This is a genomic window from Nocardioides cynanchi, from assembly GCF_008761635.1.
GTDB lineage: Bacteria > Actinomycetota > Actinomycetes > Propionibacteriales > Nocardioidaceae > Nocardioides > Nocardioides cynanchi.
On the sequence record NZ_CP044344.1, the window covers coordinates 287,843 to 312,408 of the forward strand.

The 24,566-nt window shown below is 73.3% G+C and carries 22 protein-coding genes and 2 pseudogenes; 21 read left to right on the top strand and 3 right to left on the bottom strand.

Translation table 11 applies throughout. The annotated features are described in order from the left end of the window. Nucleotides 1-49: 49 nt before the first annotated feature. The 12 genes from E3N83_RS01560 (at nt 50) to E3N83_RS01615 (ending at nt 14,690) form a co-directional block, all read left to right on the top strand. Entirely contained in the window at nt 50-943 is an 894-nt protein-coding gene (locus E3N83_RS01560) for a rhomboid family intramembrane serine protease (RefSeq protein WP_151081666.1), read from the top strand. Between the two features lie 16 nt (nt 944-959). After that, a complete protein-coding gene (locus tag E3N83_RS01565) occupies nt 960-1,544 on the top strand; it encodes a DASH complex subunit SPC34 (RefSeq protein ID WP_151081667.1) in 585 nt (194 codons plus the stop codon). A gap of 170 nt (nt 1,545-1,714) precedes the next feature. Continuing rightward, the gene (gene smc, locus E3N83_RS01570) at nt 1,715-5,260 is read left to right on the top strand and encodes a chromosome segregation protein SMC (protein WP_151081668.1); all 3,546 of its coding nucleotides are present in this window, start codon (nt 1,715-1,717) and stop codon (nt 5,258-5,260) included. Nucleotides 5,261-5,424: 164 nt separating this feature from the next. Then, the gene (locus E3N83_RS01575; RefSeq protein WP_238343014.1) at nt 5,425-5,877 is read left to right on the top strand and encodes an acyl-CoA thioesterase; all 453 of its coding nucleotides are present in this window, start codon (nt 5,425-5,427) and stop codon (nt 5,875-5,877) included. A 10-nt stretch (nt 5,878-5,887) separates the two neighbouring features. Next, entirely contained in the window at nt 5,888-6,286 is a 399-nt protein-coding gene (locus E3N83_RS01580; RefSeq protein WP_151081669.1) for a DUF1801 domain-containing protein, read from the top strand. Nucleotides 6,287-6,358: 72 nt separating this feature from the next. Continuing rightward, nucleotides 6,359-6,610 (top strand): hypothetical protein, encoded by a 252-nt coding sequence (locus E3N83_RS01585; RefSeq protein WP_151081670.1) that lies wholly within the window; start codon nt 6,359-6,361, stop codon nt 6,608-6,610. 49 nt (nt 6,611-6,659) lie between these two features. Next, nucleotides 6,660-7,973 carry a M16 family metallopeptidase gene (locus E3N83_RS01590; RefSeq protein ID WP_151081671.1) on the top strand — a complete coding sequence of 438 codons (1,314 nt, stop codon included), beginning with the start codon at nt 6,660-6,662 and terminating at the stop codon, nt 7,971-7,973. Then, nucleotides 7,970-9,313, top strand: coding sequence for a M16 family metallopeptidase (locus E3N83_RS01595; protein WP_151081672.1), 1,344 nt, complete (start codon nt 7,970-7,972; stop codon nt 9,311-9,313). Before E3N83_RS01590 ends, E3N83_RS01595 begins: the two co-directional genes overlap by 4 nt. Nucleotides 9,314-9,376: 63 nt before the next feature. Continuing rightward, nucleotides 9,377-10,507: a signal recognition particle-docking protein FtsY gene (gene ftsY / locus E3N83_RS01600; protein ID WP_151081673.1), complete on the top strand. Its 1,131-nt coding sequence runs from the start codon at nt 9,377-9,379 to the stop codon at nt 10,505-10,507. A 197-nt stretch (nt 10,508-10,704) separates the two neighbouring features. Next, nucleotides 10,705-12,072, top strand: coding sequence for an ammonium transporter (locus E3N83_RS01605; RefSeq protein WP_151081674.1), 1,368 nt, complete (start codon nt 10,705-10,707; stop codon nt 12,070-12,072). Beyond that, nucleotides 12,069-12,407 (top strand): P-II family nitrogen regulator, encoded by a 339-nt coding sequence (locus tag E3N83_RS01610; RefSeq protein ID WP_151081675.1) that lies wholly within the window; start codon nt 12,069-12,071, stop codon nt 12,405-12,407. The genes E3N83_RS01605 and E3N83_RS01610 overlap by 4 nt, the downstream gene beginning before the upstream one ends. A gap of 93 nt (nt 12,408-12,500) precedes the next feature. Next, nucleotides 12,501-14,690, top strand: a complete 2,190-nt coding sequence (locus E3N83_RS01615; RefSeq protein ID WP_191907902.1) for a [protein-PII] uridylyltransferase — start codon at nt 12,501-12,503, stop codon at nt 14,688-14,690. A 16-nt stretch (nt 14,691-14,706) separates the two neighbouring features. On the opposite strand, the gene E3N83_RS01620 is transcribed toward E3N83_RS01615, so the two are convergent. Beyond that, nucleotides 14,707-14,937, bottom strand: a complete 231-nt coding sequence (locus tag E3N83_RS01620) for a hypothetical protein (protein WP_151081677.1) — start codon at nt 14,935-14,937, stop codon at nt 14,707-14,709. 95 nt (nt 14,938-15,032) lie between these two features. Here E3N83_RS01620 and ffh point away from each other — a divergent pair, with 95 nt between their 5' ends. The 3 genes from ffh to E3N83_RS01635 are packed head-to-tail and all read left to right on the top strand — an operon-like array spanning nt 15,033 to nt 17,903. After that, a complete protein-coding gene (gene ffh, locus E3N83_RS01625) occupies nt 15,033-16,607 on the top strand; it encodes a signal recognition particle protein (protein ID WP_151081678.1) in 1,575 nt (524 codons plus the stop codon). Continuing rightward, on the top strand, nt 16,604-16,969 hold the full coding sequence (locus E3N83_RS01630) for a PIN domain-containing protein (RefSeq protein ID WP_151081679.1): 366 nt from the start codon (nt 16,604-16,606) through the stop codon (nt 16,967-16,969). Before ffh ends, E3N83_RS01630 begins: the two co-directional genes overlap by 4 nt. A 52-nt stretch (nt 16,970-17,021) precedes the next feature. Then, nucleotides 17,022-17,903, top strand: a complete 882-nt coding sequence (locus E3N83_RS01635) for a DNA-3-methyladenine glycosylase family protein (RefSeq protein WP_151081680.1) — start codon at nt 17,022-17,024, stop codon at nt 17,901-17,903. Between the two features lie 171 nt (nt 17,904-18,074). Here the strand turns inward: E3N83_RS01635 and E3N83_RS01640 are convergent, their stop codons facing one another. Beyond that, the gene (locus tag E3N83_RS01640) at nt 18,075-19,244 is read right to left on the bottom strand and encodes an ROK family transcriptional regulator (protein WP_151081681.1); all 1,170 of its coding nucleotides are present in this window, start codon (nt 19,242-19,244) and stop codon (nt 18,075-18,077) included. Nucleotides 19,245-19,347: 103 nt separating this feature from the next. After that, nucleotides 19,348-19,956 carry a GtrA family protein gene (locus E3N83_RS01645; RefSeq protein ID WP_238343015.1) on the bottom strand — a complete coding sequence of 203 codons (609 nt, stop codon included), beginning with the start codon at nt 19,954-19,956 and terminating at the stop codon, nt 19,348-19,350. Between the two features lie 97 nt (nt 19,957-20,053). On the opposite strand from E3N83_RS01645, the gene E3N83_RS01650 reads away from it, so the two are divergent. From E3N83_RS01650 to trmD, 6 genes and pseudogenes are all read left to right on the top strand, one after another. Beyond that, the gene (locus tag E3N83_RS01650; protein ID WP_151081683.1) at nt 20,054-21,121 is read left to right on the top strand and encodes an amidohydrolase family protein; all 1,068 of its coding nucleotides are present in this window, start codon (nt 20,054-20,056) and stop codon (nt 21,119-21,121) included. Next, complete coding sequence (locus E3N83_RS01655) at nt 21,118-21,882, top strand: putative protein N(5)-glutamine methyltransferase (protein ID WP_151081684.1); 765 nt, start codon at nt 21,118-21,120, stop codon at nt 21,880-21,882. The genes E3N83_RS01650 and E3N83_RS01655 overlap by 4 nt, the downstream gene beginning before the upstream one ends. 201 nt (nt 21,883-22,083) lie before the next feature. Beyond that, nucleotides 22,084-22,545: pseudogene (gene rpsP / locus E3N83_RS01660) on the top strand (30S ribosomal protein S16); the annotation flags it as partial. A 161-nt stretch (nt 22,546-22,706) separates the two neighbouring features. Next, on the top strand, nt 22,707-22,949 hold the full coding sequence (locus tag E3N83_RS01665; RefSeq protein ID WP_151081686.1) for an RNA-binding protein: 243 nt from the start codon (nt 22,707-22,709) through the stop codon (nt 22,947-22,949). A 215-nt stretch (nt 22,950-23,164) separates the two neighbouring features. Continuing rightward, nucleotides 23,165-23,722, top strand: a complete 558-nt coding sequence (gene rimM / locus E3N83_RS01670) for a ribosome maturation factor RimM (RefSeq protein WP_202879294.1) — start codon at nt 23,165-23,167, stop codon at nt 23,720-23,722. Beyond that, nucleotides 23,719-24,420, top strand: a pseudogene (gene trmD / locus E3N83_RS20145) (tRNA (guanosine(37)-N1)-methyltransferase TrmD); the annotation flags it as partial. The gene rimM and the pseudogene trmD, both read left to right, overlap by 4 nt. Nucleotides 24,421-24,566 lie beyond the last annotated feature (146 nt).

The window sequence follows — 24,566 nt, forward strand, 5'->3', positions numbered from 1 at the left end:
TGTCGGTGGTGCGGCGCACACGCCCGGCCGGTCCCGCTAGCGTGTCCCTGTGAGCAACCGATGGGGGATGGCGGGTCCGGGCCGCGGGTCCGAGGACGGCTGGTTCCGGCTAGGGACCGTCGAGGTCACCTCTACCGTCCTGGTCATCGTCCTGTCGATCGTGTCGGTCGTGGAGTGGGCGTTCGAGGGCGGCAGCTACGGGCCGCTCCAGTCGCACCTCGTGCTCGACCCCGACTCCGTGGTGTCCGGCCAGATCTGGCGACTGGTGACGTGGCCCCTGGCCTATCCCACCGGGATCAGCCTGTTCACGGTGATCGCGCTGGTCGTGTTCTGGTACTTCGGCTCCGAGATCGAGAAGCTGCTCGGCAAGAAGCGCATGGTGTGGTTCCTCACCATCGTGACCGTCGGCCTGGGGCTGCTGTGGGTCGTCGTCGTCGAGCTGAGCACGCTCTACGGCCTCCTGGACGGCATCGGGCAGCTCGAGCTGATGGTGCTGCTGGTGTTCATCGCCGAGTACCCCCACCGGCGGTTCTTCTTCAACATCCCCGGCTGGGTGGTCGGGGTCGTGATCGTCGCGATCTCGGTCCTGGGCTACGTCGGCAACCGCCAGGGACTGCTGCTGCTCAACTTCGTGCTGGGACTGCTGCTGACCGCTCTGGTCGCCAAGTCCATGGGCCTGCTCTCCGAGGTGCGGCAGGTGCCGAGGCTGCGCGGGCCGGCGCGGGCGCGGAAGCCGAAGCGGACGCGGGGTGCGCCCAAGGGTGGCCCCAACACCGTGGTCGCCGGCCCCTGGCAGCCGCGCGAGGTGCCGCCGGTCTCGCGCGACCAGGCGGCGCTCGACGAGCTGCTCGACAAGATCAGTGCCGGCGGCATGGACTCCCTGACCGACCACGAGCGCGAGCAGCTGATGGTGCTCCGCGACCGGCTGCGCCGGCGCCCCTGAGCGGGCGAGGAGCGCCATGTCTCTCGGGGACGCCGTTCTGACCTTCGTCTCGGTCTTCGTCGCGGCCCTGCTCGCCTTCTATCTCGAGGGCCTGCGCGAGCGCCGGGCCACGGCGGACTGGGTCCGTGACTACCTCCGCTTCTGGCGTACGACGCTCGAGAGCACCGCGGGGGAGCGCGAGGCCAACCAGGAGGGTCTGCAGCGCATCGACGACGCACTCGGGAGGTGGCTGGACCTCGGGAGCAGCGGCGTCGAGCCGGTCTGGGCCGACCTCGACTCGGTCGGCGTCAACGCGGCGATCACGTTCACGCCACTCCTGCTCAGCAGCGGGGTGAGCGCTGTGCCCGGCGAGCTCCTCCGACTGATGTTCGTGGCTGATGCGAGCGCACCCGCGCTGCTGCGACGTGCCGAGAGCGTCGCCCGGCTGTTCGAGGCCCAGGTGCTCCCACTCGTGCTGAGCCAGGTCACCTGGCTCCAACCCGAGCAGCGGCACGCCGTCGAGCGCTACCGGGTCGAGTTCGCCGGGCTGCGGGCCCAGATGAACGACTACCTCGAGCAGCTGGACCGGATCCGCCACGAGCTGGTCCAGGCAGGCTTCTGACGGCCGGGGCGCCGACACCGGGCCGCCCTCACCGGGATCGCGGCCCCGGCTGGGTAGGGTGAACGTCGCTGCACTTCCCCCGTCGGCACCCGCTACGCCTGCAGTCCGACCTGTTCGTCGCGCCCGCGGCGGATCTCGCCACCGAAACCGGCGACCGGAAGAGGAGCCCCGTGTACCTGAAGAGCCTGACCCTCAAGGGGTTCAAGTCCTTCGCGTCGTCGACCACGCTGCAGCTTGAGCCCGGCATCACCTGCATCGTCGGCCCGAACGGCTCCGGCAAGTCCAACGTCGTGGACGCCCTGGCCTGGGTGATGGGTGAGCAGGGGGCCAAGAGCCTGCGCGGCGGCAAGATGGAGGACGTCATCTTCGCCGGTACGACGGGCCGGCCGCCGCTGGGTCGCGCCGAGGTGCTGCTCACCATCGACAACGCCGACGGCGCGCTCCCGATCGAGTACGCCGAGGTGACGATCAGCCGCACCATGTTCCGCTCCGGCGGCTCGGAGTACGCCATCAACGGGACCTCGTGCCGCCTGCTCGACGTCCAGGAGCTGCTCAGCGACTCCGGCATCGGCCGCGAGATGCACGTGATCGTCGGGCAGGGCCAGCTCGACACGATCCTGCACGCCACCCCCGAGGACCGGCGCGGCTTCATCGAGGAGGCCGCCGGGGTCCTCAAGCACCGCAAGCGCAAGGAGAAGGCGCTCCGCAAGCTCGACTCCACCGACGGCAACCTGACCCGCCTCGGTGACCTGCTCAGCGAGATCCGACGCCAGCTCAAGCCGCTCGGCCGGCAGGCCGAGGTGGCCCGCCGTGCCGCGGCCGTGCAGGCCGAGGTGCGCGACGCCCGCGCCCGGCTGCTGGCCGACGACCTCGTCACCGCCCGCACCGCCCTCGAGGAGGAGCTGGCCGACGAGTCGATCCTGGTCGAGCGGCGCGCCGAGGTGGAGGCCGCGACCGCGCAGGCCCAGGCGGCCGAGGCCAGGCTCGAGGCGTCGCTGCGCGACGACCTGCCGGTGCTGGCGCAGGCCCAGGAGACGTGGTTCGGCCTGTCCGGGATGCGCGAGCGCCTCCGCGGTACGGCGTCGCTCGCCGCCGAGCGGGTCCGCAACGCCGCCGGCTCCGAGCAGGAGAGCCTCGACTTCGGGCGCGACCCCGACGAGCTCGAGGCCGAGGCTGAGCGGGTCCGCGAGCAGGAGCGGCTGATCGCCGCCGAGGTCGAGACCCACCGCGGCGCCCTCGACAGCGCGGTCTCGGCACGTCGTACCGCCGAGGAGGCCGCGGCCGCCGAGGACCGCCGTGTCGCCGGGCTGCTCCGTGCGGCCGCCGACCGGCGTGAGGGCCTGGCCCGACTGGCCGGCCAGGTCAACGCGGTGAAGTCGCGGGCGGCAGCCGCCGACGACGAGCTCGGCCGCCTGGAGTCCGCGCGCGCCGCGGCCGTGGCCCGTGCCGACCGCGCCCAGCACGACTTCACCGCCCTCGAGACCCGGGTGGCCGGCCTCGACGCCGGCGAGGAGGGCCTCGACGCCGAGCACGAGGGCGCCCTGGCCGTGCTCGACGACCTCACCGAGCGCTTGGCCAAGACCCGGCAGGAGTCCGCCCAGGCCGAGCGCGACCGGTCCGGGCTCCAGGCCCGCAAGGAAGCCCTCGAGCTGGGCCTGAACCGCAAGGACGGCGTGGGAGCCCTGCTTGCGGCCTCCGAGTCGGTCTCGGGGCTGATGGGCTCGGTGGCCGCCGTGCTGAGCGTCGACCCCGGCTTCGAGACGGCGGTGGCCGCGGCGCTGGGCACCGCCGCCGACGCCGTCGCAGTCACTGGCTCGGACTCGGCCGCCGGCGCGATCCAGCACCTCAAGGAGGGCGACCTCGGCCGGGCCGGGATGCTCCTGGCCGGCGCGCCGGAGGCCGACCGTGACTGGCCCGGGCTGCCACCCCACGCGACGTACGCCATCGACGTCGTGAGCTGTCCCGACGGGCTGACCGCGTCGGTGGCCCGGCTGCTCTTCAAGACCGCGATCGTCGACGACCTGGCTGCGGCCCGTGCCCTGGTCGCCGACATGCCCGACCTGACCGCCGTCACCCGCGAGGGCGACGTGTACGCCGCCCACTTCGCGGCCGGCGGCTCCACCGCGCAGCCGAGCCTCCTCGAGGTCCAGGCGGCCTACGACGAGGCCGCCGCCTCGCTGTCCGAGGCGGTCGCCTCGTGCGAGCGGCTGGCCTTCGACATCTCCCGGCTCGACACCGAACGCCTCGACGCCCAGCGCCGGGTCGACGTGGCCCTGGCCAAGCTCCACGAGTCGGACGCCACCCTGGCCGCCGTCGCCGAGGAGCTCGGGCACTTCGGCTCGCAGGCCCGGGCCGCCCGGGCGGAGGCCGAGCGGATCGGCTCGGCGATCATCGCGGCCCAGGAGGCGCGCGACGCCGACCTCGCCGGACTGGCCGAGCTCGAGGAGCGCCTGGCCAACGCGCACGACGCCTCCGACGACGAGCCCGACACCACCGAGCGGGAGCGACTCGCCGACGCGGCGCGTGGCGCCCGGCAGGCCGAGACCGATCTCCGCCTCGCGCTGCGCACGAGCGAGGAGCGCGCGCGGGCCCTGCACGGTCGCGCCGACGGGCTGGTGCGGGCCGCCGTGGCCGAGCGGGAGTCCCGGGCCCGGGCGATCGAGCGGCGCGAGCGGCTGATCCGGGAAGGCCGCGCGGCCCAGGCGGTCGGGGTCGCGGTCGGGGTGGTGCTGGGCAGGCTCGAGGTGTCGGTGCATCGCGCCGCCGAGGCCCGCACCCGCGCCGAGGCGGCCCGCAGCGAGCGCGAGCAGGAGCTCCTGGCGGTCCGGGCGACGCTGCGCGACCTGGCCCGCGAGCACGACGAGCTGGTCAACTCCGTGCACCGCGACGAGATGGCCCGCACCCAGCAGCGGATGCGGATCGAGCAGCTCACCGAGCGGGCCATGGAGGAGATCGGGCTCGAGGAGACCAGCCTGGTCGCCGAGTACGGCCCCCACCAGCCGGTGCCCTTCACCGGCGACGTGGCCGAGGGCGAGACGGCGCCCGACCCCACGCCGTACGACCGCGAGGAGCAGACCAGGCGCCTGCGCACCGCCGAGCGGTCCCTGGCGATGCTGGGCAAGATCAACCCGTTGGCGCTCGAGGAGTTCTCGGCACTGGAGGAGCGGCACCGCTTCCTCACCGAGCAGCTCGAGGACCTCAAGGCCACCCGTCGCGACCTGCTCGACATCATCCGCGAGGTCGACGCCCGGGTGCAGGAGGTCTTCACCCAGGCCTTCGCAGACGTGTCCGCGGCCTTCGACCAGACCTTCGCCCGGCTGTTCCCGGGCGGCGAGGGCCGGCTGGTGCTGACCGAGCCCGACGACATGCTCGCGACCGGCGTCGAGGTCGAGGCCCGGCCGCCGGGCAAGAAGGTCAAGCGGCTCTCGCTGCTGTCCGGCGGTGAGCGCTCGCTGGTCGCGGTGGCCTTCCTGGTGGCGCTCTTCAAGGCGCGGCCGTCGCCGTTCTACATCCTCGACGAGGTCGAGGCAGCGCTCGACGACACCAACCTCGGGCGGCTGCTGGAGATCTACGAGGAGCTCCGCGAGAACAGCCAGCTCCTGGTGATCACCCACCAGAAGCGCACCATGGAGGTCGGCGACGCGTTGTACGGCGTGACCATGCGCGGCGACGGCGTCTCGGCGGTGATCAGCCAGCGCCTCCGCGAGCCGGCCTGACCCGACCGGCGGTGAGTGAGGCACGGTTTCCGCGACCGCAAATGGGCCTGGGTCACCGCCGTACGCCGGGGCCCACGCGCAGCGGTGGGTGAGGCACGGTTTCCGCGACCGAAACCGGGCCTGGGTCACCGCCGCTCGGGGACTCCGTCCGCCACAATGACCCCGTGACCGAGGTGCCGACCAGGAGCCCCCGCCCGACGCGGGCCGACTTCGTGCACTGGTCCACCGCGACGACCCGATGGGCCGACCTGGACGGCTTCGGGCACATGAACAACGCGACGTACTTCGAGCTGATCGACACCGCGATCGACCTGCACCTCCAGGAGGCGATCGGGGGAGCGGCCGACAGCATCGACACGATCGGGGTCTTCGCCGAGGTCTCGTGCCGGTTCTTCCGCGAGGTCGGCTACCCCGCGCCGGTCGACCTGGGGGTCAGGGTCGACCGGGTCGGGCGCACCTCGGTGAGCTACCGGGTGGGGCTCTTCCAAGGCGACGACGACGATGCGGCCGCCGAGGGCCGGGTGGTGGTCGTGTACGTCGACAACACCGACCCCGCCCGCCCGGCCACGCCCCTGCCCGCCGCGATCCGGGCTGCGGTCGAGGCGCTGATGCGATGAGACCGCCCCGATGACGCACGACCCCCGCGTCGACGACTACCTCGAGCGCCTGCCCGAGTGGCAGCGCGAGACCCTCCAGCGGGTCCGTGACCTGCTCCACGAGGCCGACCCCGAGATGACCGAGACCATCAAGCGGACCGTGCAGCCCTACTTCGTGCTCGAGGGCAACGTCGCGGCGTTCCTGGCCGCCCGTGACCACGTCGACGTGTTCGTGTACGACGGTGGGCTGGTGCCCGACCCGCACGGCCTGATCACCGCGGGCCACGACAACACCACCGCCCGCACGATCGCCTTCCACGGGGGCGACGAGGTGCCGGCCCAGCCGCTCCTGGAGTTCTTCCGGCGCCTCGTGGCCGACAACCGGGCCGGCGGCTGGCGCCGGCTCCGCGACCGCCCGCGCGCGACCTGACCGGCGTACGACGTCACCGTCGGCGGCGCGCCCGAAGGTGGCCTCCGGGCGCAGATGTGCCAAGGTGACGTCATGTGGACGCTCGTCATCTCGATGCTCGTGGTTCTGGTGCTGGCCGGTCTGGTCGTCGTCTACGTCGCCTTCCCGCACCGCGGTGAGGAGGTCCCGGCCGCACCCTGGCTGGGCGACGCGCTGCGCAAGGGCGTCGACTCCGCACCCACCCTCGACAACACCGCTCAGGACGCCGCCCCGGTCGACGACGGCACGCTGGGCTTCAGCTTCTCCGAGCCCGAGCCGACCGGGCCCAGCCACCGCGACGGCTGAGTTCCCGCGGCCGCCCGCCGGGCGCCGCAGGGTCGGGTACGGTCGCGCCATGGCCACCACCACCGGCATCGCCTCCCGTCGGACGCCGTCGTACGCCGTCGAGAGGGCCACGCTGCGCAATGGCCTGCGGGTCGTGATCGCGCCCGACCGGTCCTCACCGGTCGTCGGTGTCGCGGTCTACTACGACGTCGGGATCCGCTCCGAGCCCGAGGGCCGGACCGGCTTCGCCCACCTCTTCGAGCACCTGATGTTCCAGGGCTCGGTGTCGCTGGGGAAGATGGAGCACATCCGCTACGTCCAGTCCTCCGGCGGCTCCCTGAACGGCTCGACCCGCCTCGACTACACCAACTACTACGAGGCGCTGCCGTCCAGCGCCCTCGAGCGGGCGCTGTTCCTCGAGGCCGACCGGATGCGCGCCCCCGCCCTGACCGAGGACAACCTCGCCAACCAGCTCGACGTGGTCAAGGAGGAGATCCGGGTCAACGTGCTGAACCAGCCGTACGGCGGGTTCCCCTGGCTGACCCTGCCGCCGGTGCTGTTCGAGACCTTCCCCAACGCCCACAACGGCTACGGCGGCTTCGAGGACCTCGAGAGCGCCACCGTCGAGGACGCCGCCGACTTCTTCGACCAGTACTACGCCCCGGGCAACGCGGTGCTCGCGATCGCCGGCGACCTCGACGCCGACCAGGCGATGACCCTGGTCCGCCGCCACTTCGGCGACGTGCCTCGTCGCGACGTACCCCCGCGGCCCGACTTCGACGAGCCCGCGCCTACCTCCGAGCGCCGGGCCGAGCACCACGACGCCCTCGCCCCGGCCCCGGCGGTCGCGCTCGGCTGGCGGGTGCCGGACCCCGCGGACCTCGACGCCTACCTCCCGCACGTGCTGCTGGCGTCGGTGCTGTCGGCCGGCGACGCGTCGCGGCTGCGGCGCCGGCTGGTGCAGGACGACCGCACCGCCACCGACATCGGCGCCCACCTGGCGTTCATGGAGGATGCCTTCGACGTGCGCAACCCGACCGCGATGATCATCGAGGCCCACCACGCCCCGGAGATCCCCGCCGACCGGGTGGTCAGCGCCGTCGACGAGGAGCTCGACCGGATCGCCACCGACGGGGTGCCCGAGGACGAGCTCGCCCGGATCCGCGCCCGCACCGCCTCGGCGATGCACCAGCGCGCCGACCACGTGCTCGCCCGCACCCTGGCGATGGCGTCCTACGAGCAGCAGCGCGGCCGGGCCGAGCTGGTCGGCGAGATGCCGGCCCTGCTGGCCGCGGTGACCGCCGAGCAGGTCGCGGCCGCGGCCGCCTCCTTGAGACCCGACTCCCGGGCCCGCCTCGACGTGGTCGCGGACGGTGCCCGATGAGCCCCGCCCGCCGGGCGCCCCAGCCCCGCGAGATCCCCGGCCTGACCCGGCCCCGTCAGCCGCGCCTGCCGTCGGTCGCCGAGCGCACCCTGCCCAACGGGCTGCGCGTGGTCGCCGTACGACGTGCCTCGGTGCCGCTGGTCCAGGTGCGGATGCGGATCCCGACGGCTGTCCGCCGTCCGGGCGACCTGGCCCGGATGCTGCTCCTCCAGCGCTCGATCATGCTCGGCACCGCGGAGCGGTCGCAGGGCGAGCTCGCCGAGGCGCTCCAGCACCTCGGTGGCTCGCTGCGCTTCTACGCCGACGCCGACGGGCTGGTGATGGCCGGTGACTCACTGGCCTCCGAGCTCGGACCGTTGCTCGCGCTCGCCGCGGAGGTGCTGACCTCGTCGTCCTACCCCCGGGCCGCCGTCGAGCGCGAGGCCGACCGCTTCGCCGACGGCCTGCGGCGCGCGCTGTCGCAGCCCGGGGTGCTGGCCGACGAGGCGTGGCGCGGCCGCGCCTTCGGAGCCCATCCCTACGGCCGCGACGTGCCCTCACCCGAGGAGGTCCTCGAGGTGCCGGCATCGTCGATGAGAGCCGCACACCGGCGTCGCGTCGGCCCCGACGGCGCCGTGCTGGTGCTGGTCGGCGACCTGCGGCCCGCCCGTGCGCTCGACCAGGTCGAGCGGGCCTGGGCCGGCTGGACCGCCGGTGGGGGCGCCTCGCACGTGCCTCCGCTGCCGGCCCTGGAGCCCGGGCCGCTGGTGCTGGTGGACCGGCCCGGAGCGGTGCAGTCCAACCTGCGCCTCGGCGGCCCCGCCCCGCGCCGCGGAGAGCCCACCTATGCGGCCGCCGAGATCGCCAACGCGCTCTTCGGCGGCTACTTCTCCTCACGGTTGGTGACCAACATCCGCGAGGACAAGGGCTACACCTACAGCCCCTACAGCCTGATCAACAACGCGGCCGCCGGCTCGTGGGTGACCGTCGCCGCCGACGTGGCCACGGAGGTGACCGCGCCGGCGCTGCTGGAGACGTCGTACGAGCTGGGCCGGATGGCGAGCCTGCCGCCCGGCGCGGACGAGGTGGCGGCGACCGGGCAGTACCTCGTCGGCTCGATCGCCCTGTCCACGGCCACCCAGTCGGGGCTGGCGGACACGCTGCTCGACCTGCTGACCGACGGCCAGGACGTCGCGTGGCTGCGCGAGCACCCCCAGCGGCTCGCCGCGGTCACGCCGGAGCAGGTGCACGAGGCATCGATCCCGATGCTGGGGCCGGCCGGTCTGGTCTCGGCCGTCGTCGGCGACGCGGAGCTGGTCGAGGGGCCGCTGGCCGCGCTCGGCGAGGTCGTCCGGACCTGAGCCGCCACCGGGCCCGGCCCCCGGCGATGCGGAGCGCCCGGCCTGCTCTGGTTGGATGGTTGCATGGGTGACTGGCTCTACCTGATCATCGGCATCGTCGTCCTCGGCGGTGCCCTCGTGGCCGGTCTGCTGACCTCCGGACGGCGGCGCCGGGGGGCTCCGGGCACCGGCACCGATGTGATCGCGCCGGCTCCGGCCGAGCGTGCCGCGGAGGCGGCTGCGGAGGCAGAGCCCGAGGCTACGGGTGGGGCGCCGACGACCACCCTCGAGCGACCGGAGGGTACGGCGTCGCGGCTGGTCCGCCTACGCCAGCGGCTCGCCGGCTCCCAGGGCGGGCTGGGCCGGGGCCTGCTCGCGCTGCTCTCGCGCGACCGGCTCGACGAGGACACGTGGGAGGCGATCGAGGACACCTTGCTCACCGCCGACGTCGGGGTGGCCCCCACCACCGAGCTGGTGACCAACCTGCGCAACCGGCTGCGCGTCGACGGCAAGGAGGCCGGGGACCCGCGCAGCGTGCTGCGCGACGAGCTGCTCCGGCTGGTCGACCCCGACATGGACCGGCGGCTCCAGGTCTCGGGTGCCGACGGCAAGCCCGGGGTCGTCCTCGTGGTCGGCGTGAACGGCACCGGCAAGACCACCACCGTCGGCAAACTGGCCCGGATCCTGGTCGCCGAGGACCGCTCGGTGGTGCTCGGTGCCGCGGACACGTTCCGCGCCGCTGCGGTCGACCAGCTGGCGACCTGGGGTGAGCGGGTCGGCGTCGAGGTCGTGCGCGGGCCGGAGGGCAGCGACCCGGCCAGCGTCGCCTTCCAGGCGGTCCAGGAGGCCACCGAGCGCGGGATCGACACGGTCCTGGTCGACACCGCCGGTCGCCTGCAGAACAAGGCCGGGCTGATGGACGAGCTCGGCAAGGTCAAGCGGGTGATCGAGAAGCAGGCGCCGGTCACCGAGGTGCTGCTCGTGCTGGACGCGACCACCGGTCAGAACGGCCTGGTCCAGGCCCGCGTCTTCGCCGAGATCGTCGACGTCACCGGCATCGTGCTGACCAAGCTCGACGGCTCGGCCAAGGGCGGCATCGTGGTCGCCGTGCAACGCCAGCTCGGCGTACCCGTCAAGCTGGTCGGCCTCGGCGAGGGACCCGACGACCTGGCGCCGTTCGACGCCGGCGCGTTCGTCGACGCACTGCTCGGCTGACCGCTGCGTCGACGGGCGAGACCCGCCCGAGTTCACACAGCCGTAACACGTGGCGCGCAAACCGTTGCACGACGGCAACACGGCACGTCGTACGACGAAACCTCGGCGACCCAGTCTGTGACCCGACAGGGTGACCGGTCCCGGACGGCGTTGTTCGTGCCCGGTCGCCCATCTGGACACACTTTCCTGGAGGTTCCATGGACGGCTACTACGCCTGGATGATCGTGGCGACAGCCTTCGTCCTGATGATGACCACGCCGGCGCTCGCACTGTTCTACGGCGGCATGACCCGCTCGAAGTCCGTCCTCAACATGATGATGATGTCCTACGTCTCGCTCGCGGTCGTCGGCATCGTGTTCGTCCTGTGGGGATGGTCCGAGGGCTGGGGCGGCGACGGCATCGGGAACGGCAACGGCAAGCTCTTCGCCAACCCGTTCAGCATGTTCGGCCTCTCGGGGGTCTCGCACGGCAACTACATCTACGTGCTCTTCCAGCTCACCTTCGCGGTGATCACGGCGGCGCTGATCTCGGGCGCGATCGCCGACCGGGTGAAGCTCTCCTCCTGGATCGTCTTCCTGCCGATCTGGGTCACACTCTGCTACTTCCCGATCGCCCACAACGTGTGGGGCGGCGGCTGGTTCTACTCGAAGTTCGCCAACCTGGACTACGCCGGGGGCACGGTCGTGCACATCAACGCCGGCATCGCGGGCGGCGTGCTGGCGCTGATCATCGGCAAGCGGGTCGGCTTCATGCGCGACCCGATGAAGCCGCACAACCTGACCCTCACCATGATCGGCGCGGGCCTGCTGTGGTTCGGCTGGTACGGCTTCAACGTCGGCTCGATCGTCTTCACCTCGGACGCGCTGAGCAGCCCGGCGAAGTTCTCCGCGCAGTTCTACAGCGAGACCGGCGTGACGTTCATGAACACGACGGTGGCCACGATGGCGGCGATGCTCGCCTGGCTGCTGATGGAGCGGATCATGCACGGCAAGGCGACCTCCCTCGGCGCGGCCTCGGGCGTCGTGGCCGGGCTGGTGGCGATCACGCCCGCCTGCGGTGCGGTGAACACGCTCGGTGCGCTGATCGTCGGTGCGGTCGCCGGCGCGGGCTGCGCCTACGCGGTCGGCCTCAAGTACAAGTTCGGGCTCGACGACTCGCTCGACGTCGTCGGCGTCCACCTGGTCGGTGGCATCCTCGGCTGCGTGCTGATCGGCTTCGTCGGGACCGACAAGTCGCCCCAGGGCGTCGACGGTCTCTTCGGGACCATGAACGGCCTGTTCTACGGCGGCAACGCGACCCTGCTGGGCCACCAGGTCCTCGGGGTCCTGTTCACCGTGGTCTGGACCGGCGTGCTCACGACCGTGATCGGCCTGGCCATCAAGTACACGATCGGCTGGCGGGTCAGCGAGGACGAGGAGATCGACGGCATCGACTTCGCCGAGCACGGCGAGTCCGCCTACGACCTCGACGGCCGGTCGGGCTCGGTGCTGGGCGGCAGCACCGGCGTCCTGGCACCCGCGCACGCGGCAGCCCCCTCCACCTCCACCGAAGGAGCCATGGCATGAAGCTCATCACCGCGGTGATCAAGCCGCACAAGTGGGAAGAGGTCCGCGAGGCCCTCGAGACCTTCGGGGTCACCGGCATGACCGTCTCGGAGGTCAGCGGCTACGGCCGGCAGAAGGGCCACACCGAGGTGTACCGCGGCGCCGAGTACGACATCGCCTTGGTGCCCAAGATCCGGATCGAGATCGTCGTGGACGACGGCGACGCCGAGGACATCGTCGGCATCGTGCAGAAGACGGCGCAGACCGGCCGGATCGGGGACGGCAAGGTCTGGGTCAGCCCGGTCGACACGGTCGTCCGGGTGCGCACCGGTGACCGTGACAGCGCGGCCATCTGAGAGGTCGTCGTGCGAACCCCGCCGGCTGTCGGGCCGGCGGGGTTCGTCATGGGCGGGGTGGCTCCCGGCCCGGGCGAACCGGAGACTGTGGTGGTGGACAGGGCTGGACGGACCGCGGCGGCCGACGAGCTGTGCGTGTCGGCGTACGCCGCCGCGCAGGCGCCGGAGACCGGCTGCGCGCTGGTGGCCGTGGGCGGCTACGGCCGCGGTGAGCTCGCGCCGTACTCCGATCTCGACGTGGTCCTCGTGCACGAGGCGGCGGTCGGGCTGGGCGATGCCGGCGAGCGGATCTGGTACCCCCTGTGGGACTCCGGGGCGAAGCTCGACCACTCGGTCCGCAGCGAGCAGGACGTCATCGAGCAGGCCGACGCCGACGTGCGGGTCGCGCTGGGCCTGCTCGACGTGCGGCACCTGGCCGGCGACCCCAACCTGACCCTGCGGCTGCGCTCGTCGGTGCTCGCGCACTGGCGTCGCACGGCACGCAGCCGGCTGCCGGCGCTGCGCGAGCTGGTCGCCAAGCGGCATGCCCTGATGGGCGAGCTGGCGCACCTGTCGGTGCCCGACCTGAAGGAGTCCGAGGGCGGCCTGCGCGACGCCACGGTGCTCAAGGCCCTGGTCGCGACGTGGCTTGTCGACGTTCCCCACGTCGACCTGGAGCGGTCCCGCCGGACCCTGCTGGACGTGCGCGACGCGTTGCACGGGGTGGCCGGCCGGGCCACGGACCGGGTCGCACCCGAGCTGTGGGACGACCTGGCCGACGCGCTGGACCTCGAGGGCGCCGACGACGCCCAGCGGCAGGTCCGCCAGCTCGGCCGTCGGATCACCCATCTGTCCCGGCTCACCTGGCGACGGGTCGACGGCGTGCTGGCGCGGCCCAGCAGCGGCCGCCGTGCGGAGCTGGAGACGGTCGAGCCGGGAGTGGCGCTGTCGGCGGGGGAGGTCGTGCTGACCCGTGACGCACGGCCGGCCGACGACCCGACGCTGCTGCTCCGGGCGGCCGCCGTCGCGGCCGAGCGCGACCTGGAGCTGGCGCCGGCGACCGCGGCCCGGCTGGTCGCGGAGTGTCCGGCGCTGCCCGAGCCCTGGCCGCCGGGCGCCCGGCAGGCGCTGGTGCGGCTGCTGGCCGCGGGGACCGGGCTGCTCCCGGTGTGGGAGACCCTCGAGGAGACCGGGGCCCTCGACGCCGTACTCCCCGAGTGGGAGCGGATCCGGCTGCTCCCGCACGCGTCGGCGATCCACCGCTTCACCGTCGACCGGCACGTCGTCGAGACCTGCCGGGAGGCGGCCCGGCTGATCCGCGGGGTCGCCCGGCCCGACGTGCTGCTCGTGGCGTGCCTGCTGCACGACATCGGGAAGGGCGGGCTGACCGAGCACAGCGTCGCGGGGGAGCCGCTGGCACGCCGGATCGCGACCCGCATGGGCTTCGACGACGACGCCGTGGCCTTGGTCGGGCTGCTGGTCCGCCACCACCTGGCTCTCGTCGACACCGCGACGACCCGCGACCCTGCTGACCCGGCGACCGCTCGACAGCTCGCCGACCGGCTGCCGGACGCCGAGGCCCTGTCACTCCTCCTGGCCCTGACCGAGGCCGACGCAAGGGCCACCGCACCGCAGGCGTGGTCGTCGTGGCGGGCCGGCCTGGTCCGTGAGGTGGCGGCGCGCACCGCGACCCTGCTCGGGGAGCCGGCAACCCTGCTCGAGGGTCACCAGGAGGTGTCAGTCCCCCGGGAGGTACGACGTCGGGGAGCGGTGTCGATCCAGGTCGAGCCGGCCGAGGGGGGAGCCCGGGTGACGCTGCTCGCTCCCGACCGGGTGGGTCTGCTGGCCGACGCGGCCGCGCTGTTCGCGCTCCAGCGGGCCTCGGTCCGCTCCGCCCGGGCCTGGTCGCAGGACGACATCGGCGTCTCGGTCTGGGACGTCGCCGACGAGCACCTCGACGAGGCGGTCCTGCGCAACCGGTTCGAGGCGATCGTGGCCGGCCGGGTCGACCCCGGTGCCCGGCTGCGGGGCGACCCGTCCCGGATCGCGCCGACCGTCGTCGTACGCCCGGAGGCCTCGACCCGCTCCACCGTGATCGAGGTGCGCACCGCCGACCGCCCGGGCGTGGTCCACCAGGTCTGCGCCGCGCTGGCCGCCCTCGACCTGACCGTCCGCTCGGCCCACGTCGACACCCTCGGACCCCAGGCGGTCGACGTCTTCTACGTCCAGGAGGCGCACGCCGGGGCGCTGTCCGACACCCGGGCCGCGGAGGCCGCGCACGGGGTGCGCGAGGCGCTCTCCTGAGGCGTGGGTACGCCGGTCAGTAGCCGCAGTGCGGGCCGCGGATGCGGACGGCGCGTGGCGTGCCGTCGGGGTGGAACTCCAGGCGCAGGGGATCGTCCTCGCCCGCGGGCGTCGGGGTGACCGCCCCCGTGCGGCGACCGAGCCGGCCCGGGCCGCGCTGGTGGGCGACGACCGCGACCGCGGCGAGGGCGAGGATCAGCAGGGCGCCCACCACGGTGCCCAGCACCGGGCCCAGCAGCGTGTCCACAGGCACATCGTGCCGGTCGGACGCCGCCGCGACAAGGGCCACCCGGGCCAGGCCGGTTAGGCTGGAACCCTCCACCGACCACCCCGAGGACTGACTTGTTCGCCACGCTCTCCGACCGGCTCGCCGACACCTTCAAGAACCTCCGCGGCAAGGGCCGCCTCTCCGAGGCCGACATCGACGCGACCGCCCGTGAGATCCGGATCGCCCTGCTCGAGGCCGACGTCGCGCTGCCGGTGGTCCGCCAGTTCGTGGACGCGGTCAAGGAGCGGGCGCGGGGCGAAGAGGTCAGCGGTGCGCTGAACCCCGCCCAGCAGGTCATCAAGATCGTCGACGAGGAGCTGGTCGCGATCCTCGGCGGCGAGACCCGTCGTCTGCGCTACGCCAAGACGGCGCCGACCGTGATCATGCTGGCCGGCCTCCAGGGTGCCGGCAAGACGACCTTGGCCGCGAAGCTGGCGCTCTGGCTCAAGGAGCAGGGCAAGCAGCCGGTGCTGGTCGCCGCGGACCTCCAGCGCCCCAACGCCGTCAACCAGCTCCAGGTGAACGGCGAGCGGGCCGGTGTACCGGTCTTCGCCCCCGAGCCCGGCAACGGCGTCGGCGACCCGGTCGAGGTCGCCCGCAGCTCGATCGAGGAGGCCCGCCGCAAGCTGTACGACGTGGTGATCGTCGACACCGCCGGCCGGCTCGGCGTGGACGCCGACATGATGCAGCAGGCGGCCGACATCCGGGACGCGGTCAGCCCCGACGAGATCCTCTTCGTCGTCGACGCGATGATCGGCCAGGACGCCGTGACCACGGCCCAGGCCTTCCTCGACGGTGTCGGGTACGACGGCGTGGTCCTGACCAAGCTCGACGGCGACGCCCGCGGTGGTGCGGCGCTGTCGATCGCCAGCCTGACCGGCAAGCCGGTGATGTTCGCCAGCAGCGGCGAGAAACTCTCCGACTTCGACGTCTTCCACCCCGACCGGATGGCCTCACGGATCCTCGACATGGGTGACGTGATGACCCTGATCGAGCAGGCCGAGAAGTCCTTCGACCAGGAGCAGGCGCTCAAGGCCGCCAACAAGCTGAGCGGGCAGGGCGGTGAGTTCACCCTCGACGACTTCCTCGAGCAGATGCAGCAGGTCCGCAAGCTCGGCTCGATGTCGAAGATCATGGGGATGCTGCCCGGGATGGGCCAGTACCGCGACCAGCTGGAGAACTTCGACGAGCGCGAGATCGACCGGCTCCAGGCGATCATCCAGTCGATGACGCCGGCCGAGCGGGCCAACCCCAAGATGATCGACGGCTCGCGGCGGGCCCGGATCGCACGGGGCTCGGGGCGTCAGGTCTCCGACGTGAACAGCCTGGTCGACCGGTTCTTCGAGGCCCGCAAGATGATGATGTCGTTCGCCAAGGGTGGCGGCATGCCCGGCCTCCCGGGGATGCCGGGCATGGCCGGTGGCGGCAAGCGCGGCAAGGCCAAGCAGGCGGCCAAGAACAAGCAGGGCAAGGGCCGCCGCGTCTCCGGCAACCCCGCCAAGGCGGCGGCTGCTGCCCAGGCGAGCAAGGACAAGGCACCGGCCGCGTCGGCGAACCCGTTCGGCAACCCTGACGGCGAGGACCTCGACTACGAGAAGGCCGCGGCCGCGCTCGACCTGCCGAAGGACTTCTCGAAGTTCCTCAAGTGACCGCCGTGCTGGTCGTCGACGGCGCGAACGTCGTCGGCGCCCGGCCGGACGGCTGGTGGAAGGACCGCGCGGGTGCCGCCCGGCGCCTGCACGAGCAGCTGATGACCGCCGAGATCGACGACGACATCGTGCTGGTGCTCGAAGGTGCGGCCAAGGCCGGGGTCCGGGCCGGTCGCGACGGCCACGTGACCGTGGTCCACGCACCCCAGGACGGTGACGCCGAGATCGTGCGGCAGGCCCACCGGGCCGCCGACTCCGGGGCGACGGTGCGGGTGGTGACCGCCGACCGGCTGCTCGCCGCGCGGGTGGCCAAGGCCGGCCCCACCGTCGGCCCGACCTGGCTGCTCGACCAGCTGGACTGACGTCGTTCGATAGCGGACAGATCTTGTCCGCCAGGCGTCCTACGGTCTGGTCATGACGACGACCGCCACCCTCGCCCCGGCCACCACCATCGACTGGCCGGTCCGCGGCCGCTTCGACCTCGCCCAGTCCATCGGCTTCGGCTTCGGCGGCCGGCCCGCCGCCCGCGGGAGCGCGATGCGGCTCGCCTTCGTCGTCGACGGGTACGACGCCCACGCCGGCGTCGGGGTCACCCAGCTCGCGCCCGACGTCGTCCGCTTCGAGGTCGTCGGCGGCGCCGATCCCGAACGGGTGGCCGCCCAGGCCGCGCGGGTGCTCTCGCTCGACGAGGACGCCACCGGCTACGACCGGATGGTCGACGCCGACCCGGTGCTCCGGGAGGCCTACGCCCGGCGACCTGGGCTGCGGCCGCCGCTGTTCTCCTCGGCGTACGAGGCCCTGGTGTGGGCGGTGCTCTCCGCGCGCCGCCCAGCCGCCCGGATGGCCGTGGTCCGCGAACGGCTGGCTCGCGCCCACGGGCAGGTGCTCGAGGTCGCCGGCGAGTCGGTCGCGGCCGTGCCCACGCCCGACCAGCTGCTGGCCGTGTCCGACTTCCCGGGCATCCCGGAGGTCGCGCTCCGGCGGATGCACGCGATCGCTGCGGCCGCGCGCGCCGGTGAGCTCGACACCGAGGCGCTCCGGATGGGCGAGGTCGGCGAGGTCGGCGACCGGCTCCGGGGCTTCGCCGGGATCGGGCCGTTCTACTCCGAGCTGGTCACGGTGCGGGCGCTCGGCCACACCGACGTGCTGCCGACGTGCGAGCCACGGGTGCTGGCCGCGACCGCCGCCCGCGTCGGCAGCCCCTCGTTGGGCCTCGACGACTTCGCCGCGATCGCCGAGGCGTGGCGTCCCTGGCGGACCTGGGCCTGCGTGGCCCTCCGCGCCGCGGCGTCCTGACCACCGGAGCGTGGTGCTCGGCCTCGGCCCTGGTACGGGATCTGGAACGGGGTGTCGCGCGTCAGCACCGGCTCGGAGCGGGAAGTGGATCAGGGTGCTGTGCCTCAGCGCCTGGGCTGAGGCGGGAAGTGGATCGGGGTGTTCCACCTCCGGGTCCACGCCCGGGCCCGGTCAGGCAGCGACCTCCGCCGCCCGGCCGATCGCCAGGGCCAGCGCCCCCATCACCTCGGCCCGCCCACCGAAGCGCCCGGACACCACGGTGACCGACGCGGCCGCTTCGGGGTGGGCGTAGCGGTCGACGCCGGCCCGGATCGACTCGACCAGTGTCGGGGAGGCGCCGAGCGAGCCACCGACCACGAGCATCCCGGGGTTGAGCGTCGTGCAGACCCCCGCCAGCACCCGCCCGACCGTCTGACCGGCGTCGGTGAGCACCCGACGTACGGCGGTCTCGCCGCGGGCGTCGAGGGCCAGCAGCCCGGGCAGGTCGAGCCCGACTCCGTAGACCGGCCGGAGCAGGTCGAGCAGCCGGCTCGTCGACACCTCGGTCTCGAGGCAGCCGCGGCTTCCGCACCGGCACACGTCGCCGTGCTCCCGTGCCAGGACGTGGCCGACCTCGCCGGCCAGCCCGGCCACCCCATGGTGCAGCCGGCCGCCGAGGATCAGCCCGGCGCCGACGCCGCTGGCGAGCTTGACGTAGAGCACGTCGGTCTCGCCCCGTGCGGCGCCGTGCTGGTGCTCGGCCATCGCGCCGAGGTTGGCGTCGTTGTCCACGACCACCGGAAGGCCGAGCCGCTGCGCGAGCTCGTCGGCCGGCGCCAGCTCGTGCCAGCCCGGGAGCACCGCGTGGTCCACGCGCGCCGAGCGTCGGTGGATCGGTCCGGGGACGCACAGCCCGACCACCAGCAGCTCCGACATCGGGGTGCCGGCCTCGGCCGCCACCTGCCGGACCAGGTCGGCGGCCAGGTCCAGGGTGGTGCTGCCCTGGGGGTCGGCGTCGGTGACCACGTCGACCTCGGCTCGGATCCGGGCGGCGCGGTCCGAGACCGCTACCCGGACGTGTCCGTGCCCGATGTCCACGCCCGCCACACCGCCCGGGCGCAGCGCGAGCGCCACCAGCAGGGGCGGCCGCCCGCTCCCGCCCTTGTGCGGAGTACCCCGCTCGGAGGTCTCGACCACCAGGCCGCTCTCCAGCAGCTCGGAGACCAGGCTGGAGACCGTGGTTCGCGACAGCCCCGAGCCCCGGGCGAGGTCGGCCCGGCTCTGCGGCCCGCCCGAGGCCAGGAGCGCGGTGACCGCGCGCAGGTTGCTGCCGCGCAGCTGGGCGAGAGAGCGTCCGGGCACAGCGGCAGGCTAGACGCTTTCGTCCCGACGTCGGACTAATGGCCGCCGGCCGACACCGATTTCCGCCTGGTCTCGGATGAATCGCGCTCCCGCCATCAGGGTCTCAGTCGACCTGGCCGGGCTTCTCCACACCGAGCTGCTCGAGCTCCTGCTCGGCGATCGGGTGGATCGGTACGGCGTCGAGGTGACGGGTCCGCACGGCGGCGAACGTCCAGAGCTTGTTGAGCACGAACGACAGGGGCGTCACCACGACAATCACGATCAGCTGTGCCCAGTACAGCCGGGTGCGCAGACCCGAGCTGTCGTCCAGTGGGTCGGTGGGCAGCGACAACGGCGACCCGTGGTGCATCAGCAGGGTCAGCAGCACCAGCCCGATCGCCTGGCCGAGCAGGCCGACCGCGAAGAACGGCCAGTACTCCTTGACCCAGCGGGCGTGCTTGCCGCTGCGGAACGTCCACGACCGGTTGAGCTGGAAGTTCCAGAGGTTCGCGACCACGAAGGCGGCCGTGGAGTAGAGGTGGTACCACCTCACGTGGAAGCTGGTCGGCCGCAGTGCGAACAGCGCCACCTCCGGGTCCGGGCCGAGCCGCTTCACGATCACCAGCGCCACGAGGTTCACGACCACCCCGGTGCCCCCGACCAGGGCGAACCGCACGAACTGCGCGGCGTTCCTGCGGGTCCGGCTCAGTGTCTCGGTCCGGGTCGTGCTCACAGTTCGGCACCTTATCCGGGGACCCCTGAGCCGCCGGTCTCCACAGCCCGCCCCGGGGTACGACGTCGTACCCCGGGCAGCCGGTAGCGTCGCCGCCATGACCTTGAGGTTCCGCGGCCCGGTGCTGCCCGACGGCGAGGTGCGCGACCTGTACGTCGTCGACGGGCGGGTCACCCTCGAGCCGGTCGCCGGCGCGGAGACCGCTGCGGAGGGCTGGATCGTGCCCGGCCTGGTCGACGCGCACTGCCACATCGGACTCGACGAGCACGGCGCGGTCGACGAGGCGACCATCGAGCAGCAGGCCCGCGACGACCGCGACGCCGGCGCCCTGCTGCTGCGCGACTGCGGCTCGCCGGCCGACACCCGCTGGGTGCAGGAGCGCGACGACCTGCCGCGGCTGATCCGCTGCGGTCGCCACCTGGCCCGGACCCGTCGCTACATCCGCAACTACGCCCACGAGGTCGAGCCCGACGACCTGCCCGGCTGGGTCGCCCGCGAGGCGCAGGCCGGCGACGGCTGGGTCAAGCTGGTGGGTGACTGGATCTCCCGCGAGGAGGGCGACCTGGCGCCGTCGTTCCCGGCCGAGGCCTTCGCCGCCGCCATCGCGACGGCGCACGAGCACGGCGCCCGGGTCACCGCGCACTGCTTCGGCGAGACCGTGCTGCCCGAGCTGATCGAGGCGGGCATCGACTGCATCGAGCACGGCACCGGCCTGACCACCGACCTGGTCGAGACGATGGCCGCGCGGGGGACGGCGCTGGTGCCGACCGCGGTGCAGCTGAACAACTTCCCCGGCTACGCCGACGCCGGGCGTGAGCGGTTCCCGTCGTACGCCGACCACATGCTGGCTCTGTACGAGAGTCGCCGCGAGACGATCATGGCGGCCTACGACGCCGGCGTACCGATCTTCGCCGGCACCGACGCCGGCGGCGTGCTGCCGCACGGCGGCATCGCCGACGAGGTGGCCGAGCTGGCGGCGTACGGCATGCCGGCCGAGTACGCGCTCGGCGCCGCCAGCTGGCGGGCGCGCGAGTGGCTCGGCTGGAACGCGACCCTCGACGAGGGCGCGCCCGCCGACTTCGTGGTCTACCCCCGCGACCCCGTCGCCGATCTCTCGGTGCTGCGCGAGCCGTCCGCCGTGGTGCTCCGCGGGCGAGTGGTGTGAAGGAGCCGCAGCTGGTCGCGGCCCTGCGCGCCGCGGGCTGCGTCTTCGCCGAGGACGAGGCGCGGCTGCTGATCGAGGAGGCGAGCTCGCCCGGCGAGCTGATGGCCTGGGCCGCCCGGCGGATGGGCGGGGAGCCGCTGGAGCAGATCGTCGGGTGGGCCGCGTTCGCCGGCCAGCGGATCGCGGTCGCCCCGGGGGTCTTCGTGCCGCGTCGGCGCTCCGAGCTGCTGGTGACCGTGGCCGGCCGGGCTCCGGCCCGGGTGGTCGTGGACCTGTGCTGCGGGACCGGCGCGCTCGGCGCTGCGCTGGCCGCCCTCTGGCCGGCGGCCGAGGTCTACGCGACCGACACCGACCCCGCGGCGGTCGCGTGCGCGCGACGCAACCTGCCGCCGGAGCGGGTCCTGGCCGGTGACCTGTACGCCGCGCTGCCGGGCGACCTGCAGGGGCGGGTCGACCTGCTGGTGGTCAACGCGCCGTACGTCCCGACCGACGAGATCGCGACCATGCCTCCCGAGGCCCGCGACCACGAGCACCGCGTCGCCCTCGACGGCGGGCCCGACGGTCTCGACGTGCAACGCCGGGTCGTTGCCGGGGCCCCGGAGTGGCTCGCCCCCGGCGGCCGGCTGCTGGTCGAGACGAGTCGTGGGCAGGCCGACCGCACGGCGGCACTGTTCGGGGCGGCCGGGTTCGCGGCCGTGGTCGAGACCGATGACGACCTCGCCGGCACCGTGGTGGTCGGCACCCGGCCCGTCGCCCTGTGACGCGCGCCCCCGGGTCGGCGCGCTCGGCCCACGTCGTACCGATTCGGACCACCCGCGCGGGTCTGGCAGAATGACGCGCTGAGTCTGCGTGCACCGGACCCTCTCACCCGGGGCGGCGCAGCCCACCGAGACGATCGCCCGTGTCCCCACGTGGCGCGTGAAGTCTCACCCACACTCAACGTTCGAGGAGACACCACAACCGTGGCAGTCAAGATTCGCCTGAAGCGCATGGGCAAGGTCCGTGCGCCGCACTACCGCATCGTCGTCGTCGACTCGCGCAAGAAGCGCGACGGCCGGGTGCTCGAGGAGATCGGGCTCTACCACCCCAAGGAGGAGCCGTCGTTCATCAACGTCGTCTCCGACCGGGCGCAGTACTGGCTCGGCGTGGGTGCGCAGCCCTCCGAGGCTGTCGCCAAGATCCTCAAGATCACCGGCGACTGGCAGACCTTCAAGGGGCTCAAGGGCACCGACGGCACCCAGAAGTTCGCCGAGGCCAAGCCGAGCAAGCAGGACATCTTCAACGAGGCCCTCAAGGAGTCCGCGAACGAGCCCAAGGGCGAGGCCGTGACCCGCAAGGCCGCCAAGAAGGCTGCGGACAAGCCTGCCGAGGCGAAGGCCGAGAAGGCGGAGAAGGCCGAGAAGCCGGCCGCCGAGGCGAAAGCCGAGGAGCCCGCGACCGAGGCTGCGGCCGAGACGCCTGCGGAGACCCCTGCCGAGGAGGCCGCGCCGGTGCCCGCTGACGAGACCCCCGAGGGTGCTGCCGACGCCGCCGAGACTGCCGAGACCGCCGAGGTCGACGCCGACGCCAAGACCGAGGCCTGATCGTGCTCGCCGAGGCGCTGGAGCACCTGGTCCGTGGCGTCGTGGAGCATCCGGACGACGTCATCGTGCGCGACAAGCAGACGCGTCGTGGCCCGCTGCTCGAGGTCCGGGTCCACCCCGACGACCTCGGCAAGGTGATCGGGCGCAGCGGCCGCACGGCCACGGCGTTCCGCACCGTGATCTCGGCCCTGGCCGGGCGCGAGGGCTCGCGGATCGACTTCGTGGACGTCGACCGCGTGCGCTGACCGACCACAGCTTCGACCTCGAAGGGTGTCGCCCGGGCTCCGGGCGGCACCCTTCGTCGTACCTGCTCGGTTCGACCCCACGCGGCTGCGGGCCCATCCGTCCTGGTCGCGCGAGACCTCTCGGCCGAAACCAACGCTTCTCGGCCAGAATTTCGGCTGGGTAGCGGTGGTTTCCCCGGCGCACCGGGGAAAGCTCCGCCCCCTATCCTGACCGCGTGGAGAGCATCGAGGTGGTCGTCGGGCGCGTCGGGAAGCCCCACGGCATCCGCGGGGAGGTGACCGTCGAGCTCCGCACCGACGAGCCGGGCCGCCGCTTCGCCGTGGGTACGACGTTGCGCGCCGAGCGACCGCGGGGCGCGCCGTCGCCGTGGTCGGAGCTGACTGTGACCGCGACCCGGTGGCACCAGACCACGCTGCTGGTGCGCTTCGAGGAGATCGCTGACCGCAACGCAGCGGAGTCGGCGCGCGGCATCCTGGTCCACGCCACGGTCAGCCCCGACGAGTCGCCCGACGACCCGGAGGAGTTCTACGACCACCAGCTGGTCGGCCTCGCCGCCCACGACCTCGACGGCCGCGCCCTCGGCGAGGTCACCGGCGTGCTGCACGGCGCCCAGGACCTGCTCCAGATCCGGACCCCCGACGGCCGCGACACGCTGGTGCCGTTCGTGGCCGCCCTGGTCCCCGAGGTCGACGTGCCCGGCGGCCGGGTCGTCGTCGCCGACCGGCCCGGCCTGGTCACGGCCTTCCCCGACGAGGAGAGTGCCGACGCGTGAGGGTCGACGTCGTCACGATCTTCCCCGAGTGGTTCACAGCGCTCGACGTCTCGCTGACGGGCAAGGCGCGCACGTCCGGGCTGCTCGACATCACCGTCCACGACCTGCGCGGATGGACCCACGACCGGCACCGCACCGTCGACGACACGCCGTACGGCGGCGGGGCCGGCATGGTGATGCGCCCCGAGCCGTGGGGCGAGGCGCTCGACGCCCTGGCCTCGACCCCGCTCGACCGGCGGGAGGGCGAGCCTGGTGGACGTCCCGTCCTCGTCGTCCCGACGCCGAGCGGCGCGCCGTTCACCCAGTCGACCGCCCGCGACCTGGCCTCCGCCGACCACCTCGTCTTCGCCTGCGGTCGCTACGAGGGCATCGACCAGCGGGTCGTGGAGGAGGCCGCCACGGCGTACGACGTCCGCGAGATCTCGATAGGCGACTACGTGCTCAACGGGGGAGAGGTGGCCACCCTGGCGATCCTCGAGGCCGTGGTCCGGCTGCTGCCGGGCTTCATGGGCAACCCCGGGTCGCTGGCCGAGGAGTCGCACGAGGACGGCCTCCTGGAGTACCCCGTCTACACCCGGCCCACCACCTGGCGCGGCCGCGAGGTCCCGGCGGTCCTGCTCTCCGGCGACCACGGCGCGATCGCGGCCTGGCGTCGTGCGGAGTCGGTACGACGCACCGTCGCCCGCCGCCCCGACCTCGCCCACCCCGCCGCGCAGCTGGGTCTCGGCGGGGGGCCCGACCTCGAGATCCGCACCGCCACCAGGGCCGACGCCGGAGAGCTCTTCACGCTGACCCGGGCCTGCTGGCTCCAGGAGCTGGAGGCCAACCCGGGAGTCACCATCCC